This is a genomic window from Pectobacterium punjabense, from assembly GCF_012427845.1.
In the GTDB taxonomy this organism is placed as follows: Bacteria; Pseudomonadota; Gammaproteobacteria; order Enterobacterales; family Enterobacteriaceae; genus Pectobacterium; species Pectobacterium punjabense.
The window spans coordinates 2944740-2966772 of sequence record NZ_CP038498.1 but is presented as its reverse complement, the minus strand read 5'-3'; the positions used below and the strand labels follow the sequence as shown (position 1 = coordinate 2966772).

The window sequence follows — 22033 nt, the reverse complement described above, 5'->3', positions numbered from 1 at the left end:
ATAAAGGGTGGAAAACATGACTGGACTTGCAAGCGTCACCAAATTAACTGGCGAAACCGTAGGACAGGAATTCCTGATTTTTACGCTGGGTGACGAAGAGTACGGCGTTGATATTTTAAAAGTACAAGAAATTCGCGGTTATGACCAAGTAACGCGTATTGCCAACACGCCTTCTTTCATTAAGGGTGTGACCAATCTACGTGGTGTTATTGTCCCTATCGTTGACTTGCGCATTAAATTTGCCAAGCAAGATGTTGAATACGATGACAACACGGTTGTTATTGTTCTGAACCTTGGGCAGCGTGTTGTTGGTATCGTTGTAGATGGTGTGTCCGATGTATTGTCATTGACTGCGGACCAAATTCGACCTGCACCAGAGTTTGCCGTAACACTGTCAACAGAGTACCTGACTGGTTTGGGTTCTCTGGGTGAGAGAATGCTGATTTTGGTTGATATCGAAAAACTGTTGAGCAGCGAAGAAATGGCGCTGGTTGATAGTGTATTGAAAGTCTAATTTATCGGCCTTCAGGGGCTACGAAAGTGGCCCCGAAAACCTTCCTTAGCCATATCCTTGTCAGTTCAGAAATTCGTAAAGATATCCAGAATAATGCCGATATTATCGGTGGTTGGTCTACTCAAAAGGCGTTGTATGTTTAACCGTATAAAAGTTGTCACAGGTTTGATGCTTGTGTTGGTGTTGTTTGGAGCCCTTCAGCTTATTTCTGGTGGTTTATTTTTTAGTGCATTAAAAAATGATAAGGATATCTTCAGCTCAACGCAGGTTATTAACCAGAAGCGTTCTGAACTGGATTCAGCATGGTCATATTTATTACAGACCCGCAATACACTTAACCGTGCTGGCACGCGTTTTGCTCTTGATGCTAGTGGTGCGGGCACGGGAGCCGGGGGGAAAGAGCTTTTGGTTTCTGCTCAAAAGCAACTGTCTGTAGCAAACGATTTTTTCTCACGGTATGAGAAAGTGCCGCAGGATTCACGTCAAGATGAAAGTGTTGCCCGGGGCGTAAAAGAGAATTATGTGGCTTTGAATGGCGCGTTGATTGAATTAATTCAGTTCTTGAACGCAGGGGAATTTAAGAAATTTATTGATCAGCCGACACAGCGTTTTCAGGATAACTTTGAAAAAGCGTATTACACCTATAAAGCTGAAAGCGACAAGCTTTATCAGGCTGGCATAACTAAAAATGATGAAGCTTACGATTCGGCACTTTGGATACTTGGCTTCATTACCGTGTTGGTTTTTGCGTTAGCCTTGATTTCCTGGATTGGTATTCAACAATTATTAATGAGGCCGCTAAATAATATTGTTGAACATATTCGTCATATTGCGAAAGGTGATTTGACAAAGACAACCAATTTTCATAGCAGCAATGAAATGGGTATTCTCGCTGACAGTATTCGTCATATGCAAAGCGAGTTTGTTTCAACGGTGAGTGCGGTCCGACAAGGTGCCGATGCTATCTATACTGGCGCGACGGAAATTAGTGCCGGGAATAACGATCTTTCCTCACGTACAGAACAACAGGCTGCTTCGTTAGAAGAAACGGCTGCCAGCATGGAACAACTAACGGCAACGGTTAAACAGAATGCGGAAAATGCCCGCCAAGCCAGCCAGTTGGCACTAAGTGCGTCAGAGACTGCGCAGAAAGGGGGCAAGGTTGTCGATAATGTCGTCAAAACCATGCACAATATCGCTGGAAGTTCGCAAAAAATTGCCGATATTACTAGTGTGATTGATGGTATCGCTTTCCAAACCAATATCCTTGCGCTGAATGCGGCGGTTGAAGCTGCCAGAGCTGGGGAGCAGGGGCGTGGGTTTGCGGTTGTTGCAGGGGAAGTTCGCAATTTGGCACAACGTAGTGCTCAGGCTGCGAAAGAAATAAAAAGTCTGATTGAAGATTCAGTCAACCGGGTCGATGAAGGTTCTGTTCTGGTTGAAAGTGCGGGCGAGACGATGGGAGAAATCGTCAGTGCGGTCACTCGTGTAACAGATATTATGGGCGAAATTGCCTCGGCCTCTGATGAGCAAAGTAAAGGCATCGATCAGGTTGGCCAGGCTGTTACTGAAATGGATCGCGTAACGCAACAGAACGCCTCTTTGGTTGAAGAGTCTGCTGCCGCTGCAGTTGCTTTGGAAGAGCAAGTTAAAGTGTTAAACCAAGCTGTTGCTGTATTCCGGCTGTCTGAAGAGACGGGTTCGTTTAGAAGAACAACGTCAGCAGCAACCGCGCAAAAGCCTGTATTGTTGGCTCCATCAGCAAATGGCGGTAAGAAAGTGAAAGAAGGTTCTTCTAATGATAATTGGGAAACATTCTGATAAAAAACGTGGTATAGCGGCTATAAGTAAACCCAATATGTAAAGCTTCTCGTGAGTTAATGCCCAGCCGCTTACGTATCGGTGGCTGGGTGATTGTTTACTTGTATTAATTTAAAAGATAAGCGTGAGCGTAATTTATCTGTGCACATTTGCTGTTGACGGCGATATAGCACTTGGTGCTTTTAAGCAGGGTAATTCATGGTATTGTTCAATCTGTAACTTATGTTATGGGTATGATGGGGTGACGTTGACTTTGGTATAAAACCAGAGGCAAAGCAAGCAGGTAGCACAGCTGTGACGAGAGGGACAATGCCACCCGACAGCATGTGGCTTTGGTAGAACAGACACGCTGAGCGTTCTGCTTTCAGAACTTGCGGAGTGTATTACCAATACAGTGTCAATTTTAATCGCAGTGCGATGAGCAATTGACGAATGACAATAAAAACCTGCGTTAGCTGTAAAGGAAAGTTCAGATTGAAAAACACCATAGCAAAACACACTATTCGAGCGGTTTGATATGAAAAGTATACCATCGCAAAATCGCCCCGAATCTGCGTCTATCCTGACGCAGATGGTTGATCGGTTGCCGCTGTCGGACACACATTTTCGACGAATCAGCCAATTAATATATCAGCGCGCTGGAATTGTCTTGGCCGATCACAAACGAGAAATGGTTTATAACCGTTTGGTTAGACGTCTCCGTTTACTTGGAATCAATGATTTTGGCCAGTATTTAGCGCTCTTGGAGTCAGATCCTAACAGCGCGGAATGGCAAGCTTTCGTTAATGCATTAACGACTAACCTGACGGCATTTTTTCGCGAAGCTCACCATTTTCCTATATTGGCAGAACATGCCAGAAAACGTCCAAATGGCTATACGATTTGGAGTACAGCGGCTTCCACGGGTGAAGAGCCTTATTCATTGGCCATGACACTTGCCGAGGTCTTAGGTAATAAAGCGAGTGGATGTCAGGTGTGGGCCAGTGATATTGATACTCAAGTGTTAGAAAAGGCAACTGCTGGTATCTATCGTCAGGAAGAATTACGTTCTCTTTCTCCACAGCAGCTACAGAAGTTTTTTTTACGCGGTACCGGGCCGCATAGTGGTTTAGTTCGTGTTCGCCCGGAACTTGCGTCTATGGTGCATTTCCAACAACTCAATCTGCTCGCCCCCGATTGGTCTGTCCCTGCACCATTCGATGCTATTTTTTGTCGCAATGTAATGATTTATTTCGATAAAGAAACCCAAGAGCGTATTCTCCGTCGATTCGTCCCGATGCTCAAGCCGGGGGGATTGTTATTTGCTGGACATTCAGAGAATTTCAGCCAGATTAGTCGAGAATTCTATTTGCGTGGGCAAACTGTATATGGACTGGCTAAGGAAAGATAATGAGCAAAATAAGAGTATTATGCGTTGATGATTCTGCCCTAATGCGCCAGATCATGACTGAAATAATTAATAGCCATCCTGACATGGAAGTTGTTGCAACTGCGCCAGATCCATTAGTTGCTCGTGATTTGATTAAAAAATTTAATCCTCAAGTATTAACGTTGGATGTTGAAATGCCGCGCATGGATGGGCTGGATTTTCTTGAAAAACTTATGCGTCTGCGCCCGATGCCTGTTGTAATGGTGTCGTCGCTGACGGGGAAGGGTTCAGAAATTACGCTTCGCGCATTGGAACTTGGCGCTATTGATTTCGTCACCAAACCGCAACTGGGTATCCGCGAAGGGATGCTTGCATACAGCGAACTGATTGCGGAAAAAATTCGTATGGCAGCGAAAGCGCGTCTGCCGCAACGTAGCACAGTAGCAGAGCCGACGAAAATTATTCAGCACATGCCACTGCTCAGTAGTGAGAAGCTGATCGCGATTGGCGCATCCACGGGGGGAACAGAAGCGATACGGCATGTATTACAGCCTCTGCCACCAACAAGCCCTGCGCTATTGATTACACAACATATGCCCCCTGGTTTTACGAAGTCTTTTGCCGAGCGTTTAAACAAGCTATGCCAGATTACGGTGAAAGAAGCTGAAGACGGGGAACGTGTGCTTCCTGGCCATGCATACATTGCTCCAGGAGCCCGCCATCTTGAATTGGCTCGTAGTGGGGCAAATTATCAAGTACGTTTAAATGATGGGCCTCCAGTTAATCGGCATCGTCCATCAGTTGATGTGTTATTCCGTTCGGTTGCGCAATATGCCGGGCGAAATGCTGTAGGGGTAATCCTTACTGGAATGGGGAATGATGGGGCAGCAGGCATGCTGGAACTCCATCAGGCTGGTGCTTATACGCTGGCCCAAAATGAAGCAAGTTGTGTGGTTTTCGGGATGCCACGCGAAGCGATTGCGATGGGTGGTGTCGATGAAGTGGTGGATTTGCACCAGGTGAGCCAGCGAATGTTGGCACAAATCTCTGCCGGACAGGCATTACGTATATAAGCAGCTCTCGGTGAGCAATAAATATTTTAGGAGTAGGTATGGCCGATAAAGAACTCAGATTTCTGGTAGTGGATGATTTTTCGACAATGCGCCGAATTGTCCGTAACCTGCTTAAGGAACTGGGCTTTAATAACGTAGAAGAGGCAGAGGATGGTGCCGATGCACTGAATAAGCTTCGCTCCAGTGCTTTTGATTTCGTCATTTCTGACTGGAATATGCCTAATATGGATGGGCTTGAGCTGTTGCAGACTATCCGTGCTGACGGCGCGCTTTCCAGCCTCCCTGTACTGATGGTAACGGCAGAAGCGAAGAAAGAGAACATTATCGCTGCAGCACAAGCGGGTGCTAGCGGCTATGTAGTTAAACCATTTACTGCAGCTACCCTCGAAGAAAAACTAAGTAAGATTTTCGAAAAACTGGGTATGTAAGGGGATCTTATGACGCCACATATGCCGTCAGTTAACGACACAGCTTCAGCAACCGAGATCATTTCGCGCATTGGCCAATTGACTCGTATGCTGCGTGACAGTTTGAAAGAGCTGGGTCTGGATAATGCGATAGCAGAAGCAGCAGAGGCCATTCCTGATGCCCGCGATCGTCTTGACTATGTTGTCCAGATGACCGCGCAAGCGGCGGAGCGAGCACTGAACTGTGTAGAAGCTGCGCAACCACGTCAGAACCAGCTAGAATCAGGCGCAAAATCTCTGAAGGTTCGTTGGGATGAATGGTTTGAAAATCCAATCGAACTCGCGGATGCGCGCGAATTAGTGACGGATACGCGTAGCTATCTTGAAGATGTGCCACAACATACCTCATTTACCAACGCCCAGCTGTTGGAAATTATGATGGCGCAAGATTTCCAGGACCTTACTGGCCAGGTCATCAAGCGAATGATGGATGTTGTTCAGGAGATCGAAAAACAATTGCTGATGGTATTGCTGGAAAATATCCCAGAAAAACCAGATGCGCCTAAGCGTGCTAATGATGGTCTTCTGAATGGACCACAATTGGACAAAGGTGCGGCAGGTATTGTAGCCAATCAGGATCAGGTTGATGATCTTCTGGATAGTCTTGGGTTCTAATGAGCCTTGCTTTAAGAAAAGGAATCATTTCCTTTTTTAAAAGGCTAGAGTGCCGCTGTTCCGGTTATTTATGGCCAGATTTATGGCCATAAATAGCTACTCTTGATTTCCCCTTTCCTTTTCACTATGCGTTAAAGAAGCGTTGGTTTTTCTCGTTGTTCCAGCCATAAAATTTTTCTGTATTTGTCATGCTAGGCAGCAAATTCCTATCCCGGAAGTCGTAACAGGAACATCGCCGTGGCTGAAGATAGCGATCTGGAAAAAACAGAAGCCCCCACTCCCCAAAAGGAGGAGAAGGCGCGCGAAGAAGGTCAAGTTCCGCGTTCTCGAGAGTTGACTTCCGTTTTGATGATGGTCGCAGGATTGGCTATTTTGTGGATGGGAGGCGATGCGATGGCTGGCAGGCTGACCAGAATTGTCGCGCAGTCACTAAATTTTGATTATGCAACGATTAGCGATGATACCCAAATGCTACGCCATGTCGGTTCATTATTGCACCAGGCTGCCTTTGCATTGATACCGATTATGCTAGGGGCTGTGTTGGTGGCGTTGTCTGCTCCGATGCTGCTAGGGGGACTGTTATTTAGCACGAAGTCATTAAAAGTTGATTTCAAAAAACTAGATCCTATTTCTGGTTTAAAACGTTTGTTTTCTGCCCAGTCATTGGCTGAACTTTTCAAGGCGATATTAAAATCGGTCATGGTCGGGATCATTAGTACCTTGTTCCTGATTCATAACTGGCCGAAAATACTGCATTTGGTATCCGAAGCGCCGATTGCAGCGTTAGGTGATGCATTGGAATTGGCCGTAATGTGTGGCTTTCTCATCATCATGGGCCTTATCCCCATGGTTGCATTTGATGTATTCTGGCAAATCTGGAGTCATATCAAAAAATTACGGATGACGAAGCAGGAAATTCGTGACGAGCATAAGCAGAACGAAGGCGATCCTCATGTTAAAGGTCGTATTCGTCAGCAACAAAGGGCAATTGCCCAACGTAGGATGATGGCGGATGTTCCTAAGGCGGATGTGATAGTCACTAACCCGACGCATTATGCGGTGGCATTACGATATGATGATAAAAAAATGAATGCGCCGAAAGTGTTGGCTAAAGGGGCTGGTGAAGTCGCTTTACGTATTCGTGAACTGGGAACTGAGCATCGCGTTCCTATTTTAGAAGCGCCGCCGTTGGCGCGAGCGTTATTTCGTCATTCAGAGGTTGGAGAGCATATACCTGCTGCCTTGTATGCTGCCGTTGCAGAAGTCTTAGCTTGGGTTTATCAACTGAAACGCTGGAAGCGCGAAGGTGGATTAATTCCTAGAAAACCGAAACATCTACCGGTGCCCGATGCACTGGATTTTGCTAAAGAGAATACTACTGATGGCTAATTTGGCCTCTTTGCTTCGTTTACCGAGTAATATGAAAGGTACCCAATGGCAAATATTAGCCGGACCTATACTGATCCTGCTGATACTTTCCATGATGGTATTGCCGCTGCCACCATTCATTCTGGATCTGCTATTTACCTTTAATATCGCACTATCAATCATGGTCTTGCTGGTGGCGATGTTTACGCAACGGACGCTGGAGTTCGCTGCATTCCCTACAATCCTGCTGTTTTCTACATTACTGCGCTTGTCACTTAACGTCGCCTCTACTCGTATTATTTTGCTGGAAGGGCACACGGGGACTGCCGCAGCAGGGAAGGTTGTCGAAGCATTTGGACACTTCCTTGTAGGTGGGAATTTTGCCATTGGTATTGTGGTATTTATCATTCTCGTTTTAATCAACTTCATGGTTATTACCAAAGGTGCCGGCCGCATTGCCGAAGTTGGTGCCCGTTTTGTATTGGATGGCATGCCAGGTAAGCAGATGGCGATCGATGCCGATCTTAACGCTGGGATAATTGGTGAGGAAGAAGCGAAAAAGCGCCGTGCAGAGGTAACACAGGAGTCAGACTTTTATGGTTCCATGGATGGTGCCAGTAAGTTCGTGCGTGGTGATGCTGTCGCTGGGCTGATTATCATGGTCATCAACGTCATTGGTGGATTGATCGTTGGTGTTGCGCAGCACGGCATGCCAGTAGGGCAGGCGGCGGAAAGCTATACGTTGCTGACTATCGGTGATGGCTTGGTTGCTCAGATCCCTGCTCTGATTATTTCTACTGCTGCGGGTGTTATTGTTACTCGTGTGAGTACCGATCAGGATGTTGGCCAGCAGATGGTCACTCAATTATTCAATAATCCGCGGGTTATGGTGCTGAGTGCGGCAGTGATTGGGCTTATTGGGCTGGTTCCTGGAATGCCTAATTTTGTCTTTTTATTATTCACCGCATCTTTGTTGGGGCTTGCTTGGTGGATGCGCGGGGAACAGACAAAAGAACCTGCTATGCAGCCCATGCCTGCATCAATGGAGAAGCATCAGGTTGTTGAAGCTAGTTGGTCTGATGTACAGCTTGAAGATCCGCTAGGTATGGAAGTGGGTTATCGTTTGATCCCAATGGTTGACGCGCAGCAAGATGGAGAACTATTGGGCAGAATTCGTAGTATCCGGAAGAAGTTTGCTCAGGAAATGGGATACTTACCTCCAGTGGTTCATATTAGGGATAACCTGGAGCTCCAACCTGCCAGCTACCGCATATTAATGAAAGGTGTTGAAGTGGGGAGCGGTGAGGCTCATCCTGGTCGGTGGATGGCAATAAATCCAGGGAATGCGGTTGGCTCTTTATCTGGAGATATCACACAGGACCCCGCGTTTGGGCTACCAGCAGTCTGGATTGATAATGCTCTGAAAGATCAGGCTCAGGCTCAAGGGTTCACGGTTGTAGAGGCCAGTACGGTGGTGGCAACACACTTGAACCACTTAATTGCATTACATGCTAGCGAGCTGTTTGGTCGACAAGAAGCTCAGCAGTTGATGGATCGTGTGGCGCAGGAAATGCCAAAACTGACAGAAGATTTTATTCCAGGCGTTGTGACGCTAACCACATTGCATAAAGTTTTGCAAAATCTGCTCAGCGAGCGGGTTTCGATTAGGGATATGCGAACTATCATGGAGACATTGGCTGAGCATGCGCCTGTGCAACCAGATCCCTATGAATTGACCACGGTTGTCAGGGTTGCATTAGGGCGTGCTATCACTCAGCAGTGGTTCCCGGGAGACAGCGAACTTCAGGTTATTGGGCTGGAAGGGTCGTTGGAACGCCTTTTACTACAGGCCCTCCAGGGGGGGGGAGGTCTCGAACCGGGGCTTGCCGATCGCCTACTCGAGCAGGCGAAACAAGCGCTACAACGACAGGAAATGTTGGGTGCTCCACCTGTGCTGCTTGTGAACCATGCTTTGCGTGCTTTACTTGCCCGATTCTTGCACCGTAGTCTGCCAAACATGGCTGTACTTTCTAATTTGGAAATTAGCGATCATCGCCAAATCCGCATGACATCAGTTATAGGGGAAGCTCAACAATGAGAAGGTTGATACGTTCTCTGGTCGCAGCAATGATGGTTTTTCCGCTTGGCGCTATCGCAACGCCGGGTAGTTGGAACGGAAGTCAGCCTGGGATAAAACTTGATTACCGTGGTGAAATGATTACGACATCGGCCTTTGTCCCTAATACCATGGTTAAGCCGAATGAAACCATTACGACAATATATTGGCGATATGCGATTGATTCAGTGATACCTATGGGGCTGGTCGTTAAGCTTTGTTCGCAATCACCGCAGCGTTGTGTTGACTTAAATGGAAGCGGTGACGGGCAAACTCAGGCATTTGATGGATTAGCGGCTAACAATGAGTTTCGTTTTGTATACTACATTGAAGGAAAAGGGCGCATTAAGCAGACGTTCATCGTCCGTACGATCGATATTGCGGTCAACTACAAATAGTGGTTTTAAGTAAGAGCTGTCTTAGACAATGAGAAGTCTCTGCTGAAACGCAGAGACTTTAGAATGTGATTTTCCTACCACCTACTATAACACCTTTCGACTGACCATCAGGACCATACAGCCCTTGACCGTGGCGAGGCTTCAGTATATTGATGGCTTCATTGGTATAGGCAATATGGCGGTTAAGCAGAAGGCCATTATGCTTATTCTGATCATTTAAGCGTCTGGTTAATTCCTGCACTTGCTGCCAGTAATCAGATAGTTTTTCAACACCGTCATAAGGTGCCTGTAGCTTAAGTGTCGATTCTGTTGCATGGCGTCGAACTTCCAAATGCTGCATAGTCGCCAGCAACGATGTCTTCTTCTCTGTTACCTGTTGCAGAGCAATGCTATTAATATGACCAGCGCAAAGTAACGTTTGCTCCTCAGCCATAACTACATCAAGTTCACGTAGGTTGTTGAGCAGTTGCTCCAAGATCGATTGTAGATTTTCCATACGTGTTAATTACCTGCTAAAAAATCTCGCGTTTCTTTAAGTAACGCATCAGCAATTCTTCCGGTATCAATTTTGAGTGAGCCATCACGAATTGCCTGTTTCAAAGTTTCAACGCGAGCCATGTCTATATCCTGCGTACCAGGCTGCATCAATTTTGCCTGCGCATCGCTCAGCTTTACCTGTGTTGCGCTGACTTCAGACTGAGTTTCAGCCTGTTTACGCTTGGTTTTAACGATGTCGCCAGATTCGCGTTGTTGCACTTGACTGACCGGCTTCAGTGATTGTGTGCGATCAATACTCATAATACATCCCTCTGATTTGAGGATAAATAGTTAGTCACCAACGTGTTACGAAATGTTCACTACATTGGCATTCAATTTTAAAACGTCGTCAGCAATGACTCTAGTAACTATCATCGGCAAACCTGAGTAAATCTTTAATTAATTACTGTGAGATCAGAATAATCCCATCTTCGTTCGTAATGCCGCTGATTATTTGTCCATTTGCCGTTCTGACCCTAACTGCCTGCCCAGCAGCCGCGTTGTTCATGGCTTTCCCTTCGCCATTGATTGTGAAACCGTCACCTTGGGCGATAATTTGCACCGACTGGCCTGCCTTTACCACCCAGGCGCGTCTGATCATGGAGGCAGTAATAACCTGACCGGGTGTTAAATCGCGTAAAAGAACCGCACCCTGCGCGCCTTGTAACGTCAGTATAGGGCGCAGTGGTAATAAATCGAGCCTGCCTTTTGTCAAACCAATATCTTTTTCCGTCAGCGTTGTCCCACGATTTATAGGTCGCGAACTGGTGACATAGTTCCCTGTCACCTGGACTTCGGTTTGAATGAAGCGACGCTGCTGCTCACAACGTACGGACAGGCTTACATTTCCCCACATTTTTGTATTTCCGGGCTGCGTGATTTGGGGCGCTTCACACTGTGGCCATTGTGATTCTGGCGACTTTATCAGAACGTTGACGGTATTGGTGGTTCCCTGAAAGCGCGAGGCAAAAAATTGATTGATCTGTGCTGGAAGGTTGCTCGCATTGATTGGGGCACACAGGATGAAAAAACAGGGCGTTGCCAGGCAGAGATAATAATATATTGTTTTCATTCCAGTTCAGCTCTCCTGATTCCGATCGTGTCGGGCATAAGTGTAACGATGTCAGCATAAGGTTAAGGCAATAAATAGCGCTGCATTTGGTGCCTATTCGTTCGATGGCATAGCCATAATGAGAATTATCCTACCCACTCCAAATTCTAACTTGCGGAGGGAGCATGCTTGATAAATTAAACGCCTCATTGCGGTTTCAGCAGGAAGCGTTGAACTTGCGTGCCCAGCGGCAGGAAATTCTGGCCGCGAATATTGCTAATGCGGATACACCTGGCTATCAGGCCAGAGATATAGATTTTGCCAGCCAGCTCAGTAAAACGATGGAGCAAGGGCGGGTGAATGGTACGGGTATCGCGCTGAAAACGACATCTGTACGGCATATACCGGCACAGAATTTTCAGCCGCCGGAGCTTGATTTGCTCTATCGCGTACCCGATCAGCCTGCATTAGACGGTAATACAGTCGATATGGACCGGGAACGCACTAATTTTGCCGACAATAGCCTGAAATATCAAACCAGCCTGACTGTTCTGGGTGGGCAGATTAAAGGCATGATGTCGGTCCTGCAGTCAGGTTCATGATCATCGCGCGATGGGAAGGTAAAGATTCATGTCGTTATTAAATATATTCGAAATTTCAGGCTCAGCACTGTCTGCGCAATCACAGCGTCTGAATGTGAGTGCCAGTAATCTGGCTAACGCAGACAGCGTAACGGGACCTGATGGCGAACCTTATCGTGCCAAACAGGTTGTATTCGAAGTGAATGCAGCCCCGGGGCAGTCAACTGGCGGCGTGCGCGTTGCTAATGTTATCGAAGACCCATCGCCTGCTCGTCTGGTTTACGAACCGGGCAACCCGCTGGCTGATGGACAGGGATACGTCCGCATGCCGAATGTTGACCCAGTGGCAGAAATGGTGAACACCATTTCTGCATCGCGTAGTTATCAGGCAAACGTCGAAGTCTTAAATACGACCAAGTCGATGATGCTGAAGACGTTAACGATCGGGCAATAATCGGGAGACGAAATAATGTCTATCACAACTAATGATACTTCCTCGGCAGCTAAAACACAGAGTTCATCGTCGACAACGGCGGTAGAGAAGAATAGCAGCGCTGACCTCCAGAATCAGTTTTTAACACTTCTTGTTGCGCAGTTGAAGAATCAGGATCCGACGAATCCGATGAGCAACGACCAGCTTGTAAGCCAGCTTGCTCAGCTCAATACGGTCAGCGGTATTGAGAAATTGAACACCACTCTGGGTTCTATCTCCGGCCAGATCAATAACAACCAATCCATGCAAGCAACAACGCTGATTGGTCGCAGTGTCATGGTTCCAGGAAAAGAAATCCTCGTTGGTAAAGAAACCAGCACTCCTTTTGGTGTTGAACTGGAAAAAACAGCGGAAGTTGTCACCGTCACCGTCAATGATGCGACGGGTAAAGCGGTTCGTACGATCGAACTGGGGACGCTTTCTGCGGGAGTTCACTCATTCAACTGGGATAGTAAGCTTTCTGATGGCTCTGTTGCGCCTGATGGTGCTTATACCTTTACGGTTGCTGCCAGCACTGGTGGTGCGCAGCAGGTTGTTCAGCCATTGAGCTATGCGGTTGTGAATAGTGTTGTTCGTGGCGATAGCGGTGCATTGCTGGATTTAGGGCTGCGCGGCAGAGCCACCATGGACGATGTCAGGCAAATTCTGTAACGGCATAAATTTCATAGTATTCCAGTGGTACCCATAATCTGGAATATGATTAATCAATTTATCTGGAGAGCAACATGAGTTTTTCTCAGGCAATCAGTGGCATAAATGCAGCATCTCAGAACCTGGATGTTATTGGTAATAACATTGCTAACTCTGCAACAGTGGGTTTTAAATCTAGTAATGTGACATTTGGTGATATGTTTGCAGGGTCACAAGTCGGTATGGGTGTGCAAGTTGCAGCCGTACTGCAGGATTTCTCTAATGGCACGATCACTTCGTCTTCTCGAGACTTGGATGTTGCGATTAGTAACGGTGCCGGCTTTTACCGCATGCAAGATACCAATGGTGCCACTTATTATAGCCGCAATGGTCAGTTTATGCTGAACGGGCGTAATATCGTCAATGCTCAAGGTATGCAATTGACGGGTTATCCCGCTATCGGAGCTCCGCCAGTTATCCAAACTGGGGGCGACCCACAGCCACTAACCATTCCTGATGGCGATATGTTTGCGAGTGCGACGACTGCCGCATCTCTGATTGCCAGCTTGAAATCATCTGACGCTGTACCAGCCAAGCCTTGGGTTGCCGCAAACCCTACAGCTACACCTCCGGTATTAAGCACAGAGGGGCAAGAAGGTACCTTTAACAATTCAACGTCGTTGACGACTTATGACAGTCAAGGAAATAAGCACAATTTTACGCTGTACTTCGTTAAGGTGAGCGATAACAACTGGAAAACCTATGCACGAGATGCTTCAGCGGCATCCCCAGCATATCAAGATGTTGGTACGCTGACGTTTGGTGCCAATGGTGCATTACTTTCCCAGAATCCGACGCCTGTTAATGGTGCAACGCCTGGAGCCCTTACTGTCAATCTCGCGGGGACTAATGGTGCGGCGCAGGGTACGTTCACACTTGATTTTACTGGTAGTGTGCAGCAGAACACGGATTATAGCTATAAAAGCCCCGTTCAAAACGGCTACGCGCCAGGTGCTCTGACAGGATTTGCCATCCAAGGGGATGGTACCATTGAAGGCAGCTACAACAATGGCCAGAAGCAAGCATTAGGCCAAATTGTATTAGCGGGCTTTGCTAACCCTGGTGGTTTAGTGCCTAATGGGGATAACGTCTGGTCTGAAACAATAAGTTCTGGTCAGGCGGTTGTCGGTACTGCGGGGTCTGGGAATCTAGGCAGGCTCATCGGTAAATCGACGGAAGCTTCAAACGTTGATATGGGGCAAGAATTGGTCAACATGATCGTTGCGCAACGTAATTATCAATCAAACGCGCAGACGATTAAAACGCAGGATTCTATTCTGCAAACGTTAGTTAGCATGCGTTAATTATCCTAACGGGGACATTGCATGGATCACGCGATTTATACGGCAATGGGTGGCGCGAGCCAGTCATTGGAAAAGCAGGCGATTACTGCGAACAACTTGGCCAATGCTTCAACGCCGGGTTTCCGTGCACAGCTCTCAGCACTGCGCGCTGTGCCGGTTAATGGGTTAACCCTGCCCACCCGAACGCTGGTTGTCGCTTCAACGCCTGGCGCTGATATGACCGAAGGCGTGATGAATTATACTGGTCGTGCAATGGATGTCGCTTTACCGAAAGAGAGTTGGCTGGCAGTGCAAACGGCTAATGGCGGTGAGGCGTATACCCGTAATGGTAATATGGAAATCAATGCTGATGGGCAGTTGACCATTCAGGGACGAGTGGTGATGGGGGATGGTGGACCGATTGATATCCCTCCTCAAGCCCAAATCAGTATTTCACCTGATGGTACGATTTCTGCACTGAATGCGGGTGACCCGCCGAATACTATTGCCCAGTTAGGTCGTCTGAAGCTTGTTAAGGCTACTGGTCAGGAAGTGGAGCGATCTGATGATGGATTATTCCGCTTAACGCAACAGACTCAGCAACAACGTGGTAATGTGCTGCAAAACGATCCCACCGTGCGTATTATGCCGGGTGTAATTGAAGGCAGTAATGTGAACACGGTCGATACGATGGTCGATATGATTGCCAATGCTCGTCGCTTTGAAATGCAGATGAAAATCATTAGCAGCGTTGACGATAATGCACAACGTGCTAATCAGATATTAGCAATGGGTTAAGCGCCGAGTGCGCACAGGAGTGAATAAATGATCCGTTCTTTGTGGATTGCAAAAACCGGCTTGAACGCTCAGCAGACCAACATGGACGTTATTTCCAATAACTTGGCAAACGTCAGTACTAATGGTTTCAAGCGTCAGCGTGCGGTGTTTGAAGACTTGATGTATCAAACTGTTCGTCAGCCCGGAGCTCAGTCTTCAGAACAAACCATGCTACCGTCCGGTTTGCAGTTAGGTACCGGGGTTCGTCCGGTATCAACAGAGCGTATTCATACTCAAGGAACGTTTTCCGAGACGGGTAACTCTAAGGATGTTGCTATTAAAGGGCAGGGGTTCTTTCAGGTTCAGTTGCCAGATGGTACGACTGCTTATACGCGTGACGGTGCTTTCCAGCTTGACGGTAACGGCCAGTTAGTGACGTCCAGCGGCTATCAGGTCCAGCCAGCCATTACTGTTCCAGCGAATGCAACTGAACTCAATATTGGTCGTGACGGTATTGTTAGCGTTAAATTGCAGGGGCAGGCGGCAACAAACCAAATTGGTCAGTTGACGCTGACGACCTTTATTAATGATAGCGGTCTTGAGAGCATGGGGGAAAATCTGTATTTGGAAACGGCCAGCTCTGGTGCGCCGAATGAAACGAACCCAGGTTTGAATGGGGCGGGTCTGCTGTATCAAAAATATGTCGAAACCTCCAATGTCAATGTGGCTGAGGAATTGGTGTCGATGATTCAGACTCAACGTGCTTATGAAATCAACAGTAAAGCAATTTCGTCTTCTGATCAGATGTTGCAGAAATTGACTCAGCTGTAATGTTGTAATCCGCTAATTCCAGTAATGAGAGTGAGCGCTCTGATGGTTTGGCGGTGGCAGCATAGATAGCGTTTAACGGGGTAATGAAGACCATAAGCAACCCAAATGGGGAATGTGGTTTTGATTTACCCCGTGAATATGTGAAATAGATTAATTTAAGGCGATATCCGCAGTGATAATGAATGCAAAGTCGGTTATCAAACCACTCCGCCGACCCCGTCTGTTGGCATTGATCGCGATGTTAGCACTTAACGGCTGCGCCTATATTCCGCATGATAAAGTTGTCACTGGGCCTACAACAGCCCAGCCGGGATCGCCAGTACTCGCAGGTCCTAATGGCTCTATTTTCCAAACTGTGCAGCCGATGAATTATGGTTATCAGCCGATGTTTGAGGATCGTCGCCCACGTAATATTGGTGACACATTGACGATCGTATTGCAGGAAAATGTCAGCGCTAGTAAAAGCTCATCAGCGAATGCTGCGCGTAATGGGGCATCAACGTTTGGGGTAGCGACAACACCGCGTTATCTTGAAGGGCCGCTAGGTAATAACCGTGCAGCGCTGAATGCTACCGGGACGAATGATTTCACAGGGCAAGGCGGTGCCAATGCCAATAACACGTTTAGCGGTACGATTACGGTCACGGTGGGGCAAGTATTAGCAAACGGCAACCTGAGTGTCGTTGGTGAAAAACAAATTGCAATTAATCAGGGAACAGAGTTTATCCGTTTCTCTGGCGTGGTAAATCCGAGAACCATTAGTGGTAACAACTCGGTGCCATCAACCCAGGTAGCGGATGCGCGTATTGAATATGTGGGGAATGGCTATATCAATGAAGCGCAAAACATGGGCTGGTTACAGCGGTTCTTCCTCAATGTTTCTCCGTTCTAAGCTTAAGAGGCCTGCCATGCGGATTGCATCATTTTTCACTGTACTGCTGACGTTACTGACGCTGAATATTACGCCTGCGTCGGCAGAGAGAATTCGCGATCTGGTTAATATCCAGGGCGTACGTGGTAATGCATTGATTGGTTACGGTTTAGTGGTTGGCTTGGATGGTTCCGGTGACCAGACCATGCAGACACCGTTTACTACGCAAAGCTTAACTAACATGCTTTCCCAATTAGGGATTACTGTCCCTGCCGGCACTAACATGCAGTTGAAGAATGTGGCGGCGGTGATGGTAACGGCGGAACTTCCACCGTTTGGCAGAACAGGCCAAAATATTGATATTGTTGTGTCTTCACTCGGTAACGCGAAGAGCTTGCGAGGCGGGACGTTGTTGATGACCCCATTGAAAGGGGTAGACAATCAGGTATACGCTTTGGCTCAAGGGAACGTTTTGGTCGGTGGCGCTGGCGCTTCCGCTGGCGGAAGCAGCGTTCAAGTGAACCAACTAGCCGGTGGACGGATCAGCAACGGTGCGGTTATTGAACGAGAGTTGCCTAGTACGTTTGGCACATCAAATACGATTATGCTGCAATTGAAAAATGACGATTTCTCAATGGCGCAGAAAGTGAGCGATGCGATCAATCGTTCTGGATATGGTGGTACGGCTACTCCGCTGGATTCTCGTACTATTCAGGTAATGGCTCCGCATGGTAACAGTTCCCAGGTTCGCTTTTTGGCCGATGTCCAAAATATTGAAGTCAACGTCGGTATCCAAGATGCCAAGGTTGTGATCAATTCTCGCACAGGTTCTGTCGTAATGAATCGCGATGTCACATTGGATAGCTGTGCTATTGCTCAGGGTAACCTTTCTGTGACGATTAACCAGCAAGCTAATGTCAGCCAACCGAATACTCCATTCGGCGGGGGACAGACCGTTGTGACTCCGCAAACAGAGATTTCAGTTCAGCAAGCTGGCGGTGCATTACAGCGAGTTAACTCCAGTGCCAACCTCAATAATGTCGTGCGTGCACTGAATTCTCTAGGTGCGACGCCGATGGAGCTGATGTCTATTCTGCAGGCGATGCAAAGTGCTGGCTGCTTGCGCGCCAAACTGGAAATTATCTGATGAGTGATATGCAGACGCTGAATAATGCGGCCTATGATGCGCAGTCCCTGAATACGTTGAAGCGTGAAGTCTCAGGTAATCCTCAAAGTAAAGAGGGTATCAGGGCTGTGGCGCAACAGATGGAAGGCGTGTTTGTTCAATTGATGATGAAAAGCATGCGTTCTGCGATTCCGCAGGATGGACTCTTTAGCAGCGATCAAACGCGTCTGTATACCTCAATGTATGACCAACAAATTGCTCAAGAGATTTCAACAAAGGGCAAGGGGCTTGGGCTCGCGGATGTTATGGTTGAGCAATTGACCCGACAATCTCCAGATGCCACGGCAGCTAAAGCTGCTATACCTTCTGCTCCATTAACATTCGATGGTGATATGCTCAAAAGTATGCCGATCGCGGCAGTGGAGCAAATGGTGCGTAAAGCGCTCCCCAAATTGCCAAGTACCGGTTCAGCTCTGCCATTATCTAATAGTAATTTTGTATCTCAGATTTCCTTGCCTGCTCAGATTGCCAGCCAGAGTAGTGGCATACCTCATCACCTTATCATCGCCCAAGCAGCGCTTGAGTCTGGCTGGGGGCAGCGTGAAATTCCTACCGAAGACGGGCGACCAAGCCACAATTTGTTCGGTATCAAAGCTGGCGGCAGTTGGAATGGGCCGACAACTGAGATAACTACGACAGAGTATGAGCAGGGTGTGGCCAAAAAGGTAAAAGCCAGTTTCAGGGTTTATGATTCCTACATTGAGGCCATTGGCGACTATGTGAAATTGCTGACTAATAACCCACGCTATTCTGCTGTGATGAGTGCAGGAACGGCTGAGCAAGCGGCCCATGCGTTGCAAAAAGCGGGTTATGCAACAGACCCACAATATGCTCAGAAACTGGTTAGCATGATCCAGCAAATGAAAAACTCAGGTGAGAAAGTAGCGAAAGCTTATACCCACGATTTGAGTCGGCTATTTTGATTTTTTTATTCAAGATTTGCACTTTCTGACCGATAAAGTAATTAACTTATGTAGCAGATTTGCTGCTTTCAGCATTTAGTTAACTGCGCAGAGCGAAGAGAGCCTGTGTAAAAGGAACAACACCCTATGTCCAATTTAATTAACACCGCGATGAGTGGCTTAAAAGGTGCACAGGTTGCGCTGAGTACCGTGAGTAATAACATTAGTAATCAGGCTGTTATTGGATATAGTCGGCAAAATACGATAATCGAACAAGCAATTAGTAGCAGCACTTCAGCTGGATATATGGGCAACGGTGTTAATGTTGTTAGCGTCGATCGCCAATATAATGAATTTATTAACAATCAATTGCGTTCTGCACAAACGACAAGCAGTTCAGTTTCTGCGTATTACGATCAGATCTCTAAGATTGATAATCTGCTGGCCAGTAGTACCACCAGTCTTTCATCAGCGATACAGGGCTTTTTTTCTAATTTACAGAACCTCACCAGTAATTCTGGCGATTCCGCTACTCGCCAAACCGTGCTGGGTAAAGCTGAAGGGCTGGTAAACCAGTTTAAAGTTACTGATAAATATTTGCGTGACATGGACAGTGGCCTGAATACGCAAATTCAAAGTATTGTCGGCCAGGTTAATACATACACCAATCAAATTGCATCGCTGAATAACGATATTAATCGGTTGCTTGGCGCAAATAGCGGTGCGATGCCTAATGATCTTCTCGATCAGCGCGATCACTTGGTTGACCAACTCAATAAATTAGTTGGTGTTGATGTCGTTATTCAGGATGGAACTGTTTATAACGTCGCGTTAAAAAATGGGACTAACTTAGTTCAGGCTGGTAGCAGTAATCAATTGGTTGCAATAGGCTCGAGCAATGATGCGACTCGCCTCACCATCGGCTATAAAGACCAGACAAGTGGTGTTGTAACGTTGAACGAAAACACGTTAACCGGTGGTTCATTAGGAGGATTACTCTCTTTCCGTTCAGAGACGCTGGATGAAACGCGTAATCAGCTAGGACAATTAGCGCTGGCATTTGCTGATGCGTTTAATACTCAACACCAAAAAGGTTACGGTCGTGATGGTGTTGCGGAGAGAGATTTCTTCACGTTTGGTAAAGCTGCTGTCCTAAATGACAGCAAAAATAGCGGCACAGCTACGTTAACACCATCTTACACTGATACCAAAGACGTACAGGCGACCAATTACGCGGTTAAATATGACGGCGCCAACTGGCAAGTGACTCGCTTATCTGACAATTCAACCTTTACGGCAGCAGTAGACGCTTCTGATAACAGCCTGAATTTTGATGGTATCAAGATGACTATCACGGGAACTTCTGCAGCGAATGACAGTTTCCTACTTAAACCAGTGAATGATGTCATTATTAATATGTCGGTAGCTATTTCTGATCCTGATAAAATTGCCGCCGCCGCCGCTTTTGATGCAGATGGCAATTCTATACCTTTCGGTGGTGTGAGTGATAACACCAATGCCAAAGCGTTACTTGCACTGCAAAATGAAAAAATCGTAGGTGGCAAAGCTAGCGTATCTGGCGCGTATGCAGGGCTAGTTGGTTCGATTGGCAACCAGGCCAGCACGCTGAAGATAAATAATGCATCGCAGCAAAACGTTGTCAAGCAACTGACGGCAGAACAGCAATCTGTATCTGGTGTGAATCTAGATGAAGAGTACGGCGATCTGATGCGTTATCAACAATATTATATGGCAAATGCTCAGGTCATCAAAACAGCACAATCTATATTTGATGCCCTTTTAGCAGCCCGTGGTTAATCTGACCAGTTAAGAAAGAGGAATTGATACCATGCGCTTAAGTACCAGCATGATATACCAGCAAAATATGCAAGGCATTGTTAATGGTCAGGCAACATGGCAAAAGACGGGTGAGCAGCTATCAACCGGTAAACGTGTTGTGAATCCATCGGACGATCCGATAGCGGCAGCGAATGTGATTATGCTTGGTCAGGCCCAATCAGAAAACAGCCAGTACACACTGGCACGTACGTTTGCTAAGCAAAGTATGTCGTTGGAAGATTCTATTCTGAATAGTAGCGTTATTACTATTACTAGTGCATTGACGGAGGTGATTAGCGGTGGTGGAATTAAGAGCGATGATGACCGTAAATCAAATGCGACCGCGCTGCGTGGGATGAAAGCCGAGCTATTAAATTTGGCAAACAGTACCGATGGCAATGGTAATTATATATTTGCGGGCTATAAAACTGATAAAACACCTTTCGTAGATGGTGCAGCAGGTGTCGAATACGTTGGTGGAGATACGGCGATTTCACAACGTGTAGATGCGGCTCGAAATATTAATGTTAGCCATATTGGCTCTGATGTTTTCAATCGCATCACTGGTGATGCTAAAAAAGAGCCGAATGGTGATATTCAGGCGGACTTGTTTGAAACATTAGATATTGCAATTAAAGCGTTGGAAACCCCGCTTGATGGTGCCGATGATGCAACAAAAACTGGTGTTGAGGCCAAATTGGCTACGGCTAACCGTGGTTTAAATAATGCTATAAATAATATTTCTGCTGTCCGTTCGGAGCTAGGTATTCAGCTTAACGAAATTGATAGCCTTGATGCTATCGGTAAAGATCGTGATGTGACAAACAAATCGACGTTGTCGCAGTTGCAGGATACCAACTGGGTTGAAGCTATTTCATCCTATATGATGCAACGGGATTCCTTGCAGGCTTCTTATACTGCATTTCAGAATATGCAAGGCATGTCGTTATTTCAGATAAATCGGTAATAAGTAAAACTGAGCGATACTCTTTGCATTCAAATTTGAATACGCTTAAACCGGGCGTATTTTTTAGGCATGTCACTCTTTCATTATACTGAATCGTGACATGCCGTTTTTTACTAGTAATGTATTTAACTTCTCCACACTATTCATTATCATGTCATTCTCACCACTTAGTATACCTATATCCGCGTAGCTATTATCTGAACACCATTTATCTCAATCATAGTCTGTGTACCCATGTAACGAGTTAGGATTAACGCATTTAATTACCGATGCGGAATTCGTGT

23 protein-coding genes are annotated in these 22033 nt (G+C 46.7%); 20 read left to right on the top strand and 3 right to left on the bottom strand.

The window, feature by feature from the left end; all coding sequences use genetic code 11:
* Positions 1-16 precede the first annotated feature (16 nt).
* From cheW to E2566_RS13415, 9 genes are all read left to right on the top strand, one after another.
* Positions 17-514 (top strand): chemotaxis protein CheW, encoded by a 498-nt coding sequence (cheW, locus tag E2566_RS13455; RefSeq protein WP_010279509.1) that lies wholly within the window; start codon positions 17-19, stop codon positions 512-514.
* A gap of 135 nt (positions 515-649) precedes the next feature.
* Positions 650-2335 (top strand): methyl-accepting chemotaxis protein, encoded by a 1686-nt coding sequence (locus tag E2566_RS13450; RefSeq protein ID WP_107167794.1) that lies wholly within the window; start codon positions 650-652, stop codon positions 2333-2335.
* 517 nt (positions 2336-2852) lie between these two features.
* Positions 2853-3725: a protein-glutamate O-methyltransferase CheR gene (gene cheR / locus E2566_RS13445; protein WP_107167793.1), complete on the top strand. Its 873-nt coding sequence runs from the start codon at positions 2853-2855 to the stop codon at positions 3723-3725.
* On the top strand, positions 3725-4777 hold the full coding sequence (locus E2566_RS13440; RefSeq protein WP_107167792.1) for a protein-glutamate methylesterase/protein-glutamine glutaminase: 1053 nt from the start codon (positions 3725-3727) through the stop codon (positions 4775-4777). The genes cheR and E2566_RS13440 overlap by 1 nt, the downstream gene beginning before the upstream one ends.
* Before the next feature lie 38 nt (positions 4778-4815).
* The gene (cheY, locus tag E2566_RS13435) at positions 4816-5205 is read left to right on the top strand and encodes a chemotaxis response regulator CheY (RefSeq protein WP_095699942.1); all 390 of its coding nucleotides are present in this window, start codon (positions 4816-4818) and stop codon (positions 5203-5205) included.
* 9 nt (positions 5206-5214) lie between these two features.
* Positions 5215-5859, top strand: a complete 645-nt coding sequence (gene cheZ / locus E2566_RS13430; RefSeq protein ID WP_107167791.1) for a protein phosphatase CheZ — start codon at positions 5215-5217, stop codon at positions 5857-5859.
* A 237-nt stretch (positions 5860-6096) separates the two neighbouring features.
* Complete coding sequence (flhB, locus tag E2566_RS13425; protein WP_107167790.1) at positions 6097-7248, top strand: flagellar biosynthesis protein FlhB; 1152 nt, start codon at positions 6097-6099, stop codon at positions 7246-7248.
* Complete coding sequence (gene flhA / locus E2566_RS13420) at positions 7241-9325, top strand: flagellar biosynthesis protein FlhA (RefSeq protein WP_107167789.1); 2085 nt, start codon at positions 7241-7243, stop codon at positions 9323-9325. Before flhB ends, flhA begins: the two co-directional genes overlap by 8 nt.
* Positions 9322-9741, top strand: coding sequence for a flagellar protein FlhE (locus E2566_RS13415; RefSeq protein ID WP_107167788.1), 420 nt, complete (start codon positions 9322-9324; stop codon positions 9739-9741). The genes flhA and E2566_RS13415 overlap by 4 nt, the downstream gene beginning before the upstream one ends.
* Before the next feature lie 58 nt (positions 9742-9799).
* On the opposite strand, the gene E2566_RS13410 is transcribed toward E2566_RS13415, so the two are convergent.
* From E2566_RS13410 to flgA, 3 genes are all read right to left on the bottom strand, one after another.
* Positions 9800-10237 (bottom strand): flagella synthesis protein FlgN, encoded by a 438-nt coding sequence (locus E2566_RS13410; RefSeq protein ID WP_107167787.1) that lies wholly within the window; start codon positions 10235-10237, stop codon positions 9800-9802.
* 5 nt (positions 10238-10242) lie between these two features.
* Positions 10243-10539 (bottom strand): flagellar biosynthesis anti-sigma factor FlgM, encoded by a 297-nt coding sequence (gene flgM, locus E2566_RS13405; protein WP_107167786.1) that lies wholly within the window; start codon positions 10537-10539, stop codon positions 10243-10245.
* Between the two features lie 142 nt (positions 10540-10681).
* A complete protein-coding gene (gene flgA, locus E2566_RS13400) occupies positions 10682-11350 on the bottom strand; it encodes a flagellar basal body P-ring formation chaperone FlgA (RefSeq protein WP_107167785.1) in 669 nt (222 codons plus the stop codon).
* A 164-nt stretch (positions 11351-11514) separates the two neighbouring features.
* Between flgA and flgB the strand changes: the two genes are divergently transcribed.
* The 11 genes from flgB to flgL all read left to right on the top strand — a co-directional run bounded on the left by flgB (position 11515) and on the right by flgL (position 21749).
* Positions 11515-11931, top strand: a complete 417-nt coding sequence (gene flgB / locus E2566_RS13395) for a flagellar basal body rod protein FlgB (RefSeq protein ID WP_039347427.1) — start codon at positions 11515-11517, stop codon at positions 11929-11931.
* Positions 11932-11959: 28 nt separating this feature from the next.
* Positions 11960-12364: a flagellar basal body rod protein FlgC gene (gene flgC / locus E2566_RS13390; protein WP_015840801.1), complete on the top strand. Its 405-nt coding sequence runs from the start codon at positions 11960-11962 to the stop codon at positions 12362-12364.
* Positions 12365-12379: 15 nt separating this feature from the next.
* Positions 12380-13054 (top strand): flagellar hook assembly protein FlgD, encoded by a 675-nt coding sequence (gene flgD / locus E2566_RS13385; RefSeq protein WP_107167784.1) that lies wholly within the window; start codon positions 12380-12382, stop codon positions 13052-13054.
* Between the two features lie 74 nt (positions 13055-13128).
* Positions 13129-14397 (top strand): flagellar hook protein FlgE, encoded by a 1269-nt coding sequence (gene flgE / locus E2566_RS13380; RefSeq protein WP_107167783.1) that lies wholly within the window; start codon positions 13129-13131, stop codon positions 14395-14397.
* Between the two features lie 21 nt (positions 14398-14418).
* Entirely contained in the window at positions 14419-15174 is a 756-nt protein-coding gene (locus E2566_RS13375; RefSeq protein WP_107167782.1) for a flagellar basal body rod protein FlgF, read from the top strand.
* 27 nt (positions 15175-15201) lie between these two features.
* Positions 15202-15984, top strand: coding sequence for a flagellar basal-body rod protein FlgG (gene flgG / locus E2566_RS13370; protein WP_039359858.1), 783 nt, complete (start codon positions 15202-15204; stop codon positions 15982-15984).
* Between the two features lie 178 nt (positions 15985-16162).
* Positions 16163-16876: a flagellar basal body L-ring protein FlgH gene (locus E2566_RS13365; RefSeq protein WP_107167781.1), complete on the top strand. Its 714-nt coding sequence runs from the start codon at positions 16163-16165 to the stop codon at positions 16874-16876.
* A 16-nt stretch (positions 16877-16892) separates the two neighbouring features.
* Positions 16893-18002, top strand: a complete 1110-nt coding sequence (locus tag E2566_RS13360) for a flagellar basal body P-ring protein FlgI (protein WP_107167780.1) — start codon at positions 16893-16895, stop codon at positions 18000-18002.
* The gene (flgJ, locus tag E2566_RS13355) at positions 18002-18964 is read left to right on the top strand and encodes a flagellar assembly peptidoglycan hydrolase FlgJ (RefSeq protein WP_107167779.1); all 963 of its coding nucleotides are present in this window, start codon (positions 18002-18004) and stop codon (positions 18962-18964) included. The genes E2566_RS13360 and flgJ overlap by 1 nt, the downstream gene beginning before the upstream one ends.
* A 126-nt stretch (positions 18965-19090) precedes the next feature.
* Positions 19091-20761, top strand: coding sequence for a flagellar hook-associated protein FlgK (gene flgK, locus E2566_RS13350; RefSeq protein WP_107167778.1), 1671 nt, complete (start codon positions 19091-19093; stop codon positions 20759-20761).
* Positions 20762-20792: 31 nt separating this feature from the next.
* Positions 20793-21749 (top strand): flagellar hook-associated protein FlgL, encoded by a 957-nt coding sequence (flgL, locus tag E2566_RS13345; protein ID WP_107167777.1) that lies wholly within the window; start codon positions 20793-20795, stop codon positions 21747-21749.
* Positions 21750-22033: the final 284 nt, after the last annotated feature.

What these genes read in the sequence shown, in the direction of transcription:
- cheW (WP_010279509.1), top strand. Translation starts at nt 17, where the DNA reads ATGACTGGACTTGCAAGCGTCACCAAATTAACTGGCGAAACCGTAGGA.
- E2566_RS13450 (WP_107167794.1), top strand. Translation starts at nt 650, where the DNA reads ATGTTTAACCGTATAAAAGTTGTCACAGGTTTGATGCTTGTGTTGGTG.
- cheR (WP_107167793.1), top strand. Translation starts at nt 2,853, where the DNA reads ATGAAAAGTATACCATCGCAAAATCGCCCCGAATCTGCGTCTATCCTG.
- E2566_RS13440 (WP_107167792.1), top strand. Translation starts at nt 3,725, where the DNA reads ATGAGCAAAATAAGAGTATTATGCGTTGATGATTCTGCCCTAATGCGC.
- cheY (WP_095699942.1), top strand. Translation starts at nt 4,816, where the DNA reads ATGGCCGATAAAGAACTCAGATTTCTGGTAGTGGATGATTTTTCGACA.
- cheZ (WP_107167791.1), top strand. Translation starts at nt 5,215, where the DNA reads ATGACGCCACATATGCCGTCAGTTAACGACACAGCTTCAGCAACCGAG.
- flhA (WP_107167789.1), top strand. Translation starts at nt 7,241, where the DNA reads ATGGCTAATTTGGCCTCTTTGCTTCGTTTACCGAGTAATATGAAAGGT.
- E2566_RS13415 (WP_107167788.1), top strand. Translation starts at nt 9,322, where the DNA reads ATGAGAAGGTTGATACGTTCTCTGGTCGCAGCAATGATGGTTTTTCCG.
- E2566_RS13410 (WP_107167787.1), bottom strand. Translation starts at nt 10,237, where the DNA reads ATGGAAAATCTACAATCGATCTTGGAGCAACTGCTCAACAACCTACGT.
- flgM (WP_107167786.1), bottom strand. Translation starts at nt 10,539, where the DNA reads ATGAGTATTGATCGCACACAATCACTGAAGCCGGTCAGTCAAGTGCAA.
- flgA (WP_107167785.1), bottom strand. Translation starts at nt 11,350, where the DNA reads ATGAAAACAATATATTATTATCTCTGCCTGGCAACGCCCTGTTTTTTC.
- flgB (WP_039347427.1), top strand. Translation starts at nt 11,515, where the DNA reads ATGCTTGATAAATTAAACGCCTCATTGCGGTTTCAGCAGGAAGCGTTG.
- flgC (WP_015840801.1), top strand. Translation starts at nt 11,960, where the DNA reads ATGTCGTTATTAAATATATTCGAAATTTCAGGCTCAGCACTGTCTGCG.
- flgD (WP_107167784.1), top strand. Translation starts at nt 12,380, where the DNA reads ATGTCTATCACAACTAATGATACTTCCTCGGCAGCTAAAACACAGAGT.
- flgE (WP_107167783.1), top strand. Translation starts at nt 13,129, where the DNA reads ATGAGTTTTTCTCAGGCAATCAGTGGCATAAATGCAGCATCTCAGAAC.
- E2566_RS13375 (WP_107167782.1), top strand. Translation starts at nt 14,419, where the DNA reads ATGGATCACGCGATTTATACGGCAATGGGTGGCGCGAGCCAGTCATTG.
- flgG (WP_039359858.1), top strand. Translation starts at nt 15,202, where the DNA reads ATGATCCGTTCTTTGTGGATTGCAAAAACCGGCTTGAACGCTCAGCAG.
- E2566_RS13365 (WP_107167781.1), top strand. Translation starts at nt 16,163, where the DNA reads ATGAATGCAAAGTCGGTTATCAAACCACTCCGCCGACCCCGTCTGTTG.
- E2566_RS13360 (WP_107167780.1), top strand. Translation starts at nt 16,893, where the DNA reads ATGCGGATTGCATCATTTTTCACTGTACTGCTGACGTTACTGACGCTG.
- flgJ (WP_107167779.1), top strand. Translation starts at nt 18,002, where the DNA reads ATGAGTGATATGCAGACGCTGAATAATGCGGCCTATGATGCGCAGTCC.
- flgK (WP_107167778.1), top strand. Translation starts at nt 19,091, where the DNA reads ATGTCCAATTTAATTAACACCGCGATGAGTGGCTTAAAAGGTGCACAG.
- flgL (WP_107167777.1), top strand. Translation starts at nt 20,793, where the DNA reads ATGCGCTTAAGTACCAGCATGATATACCAGCAAAATATGCAAGGCATT.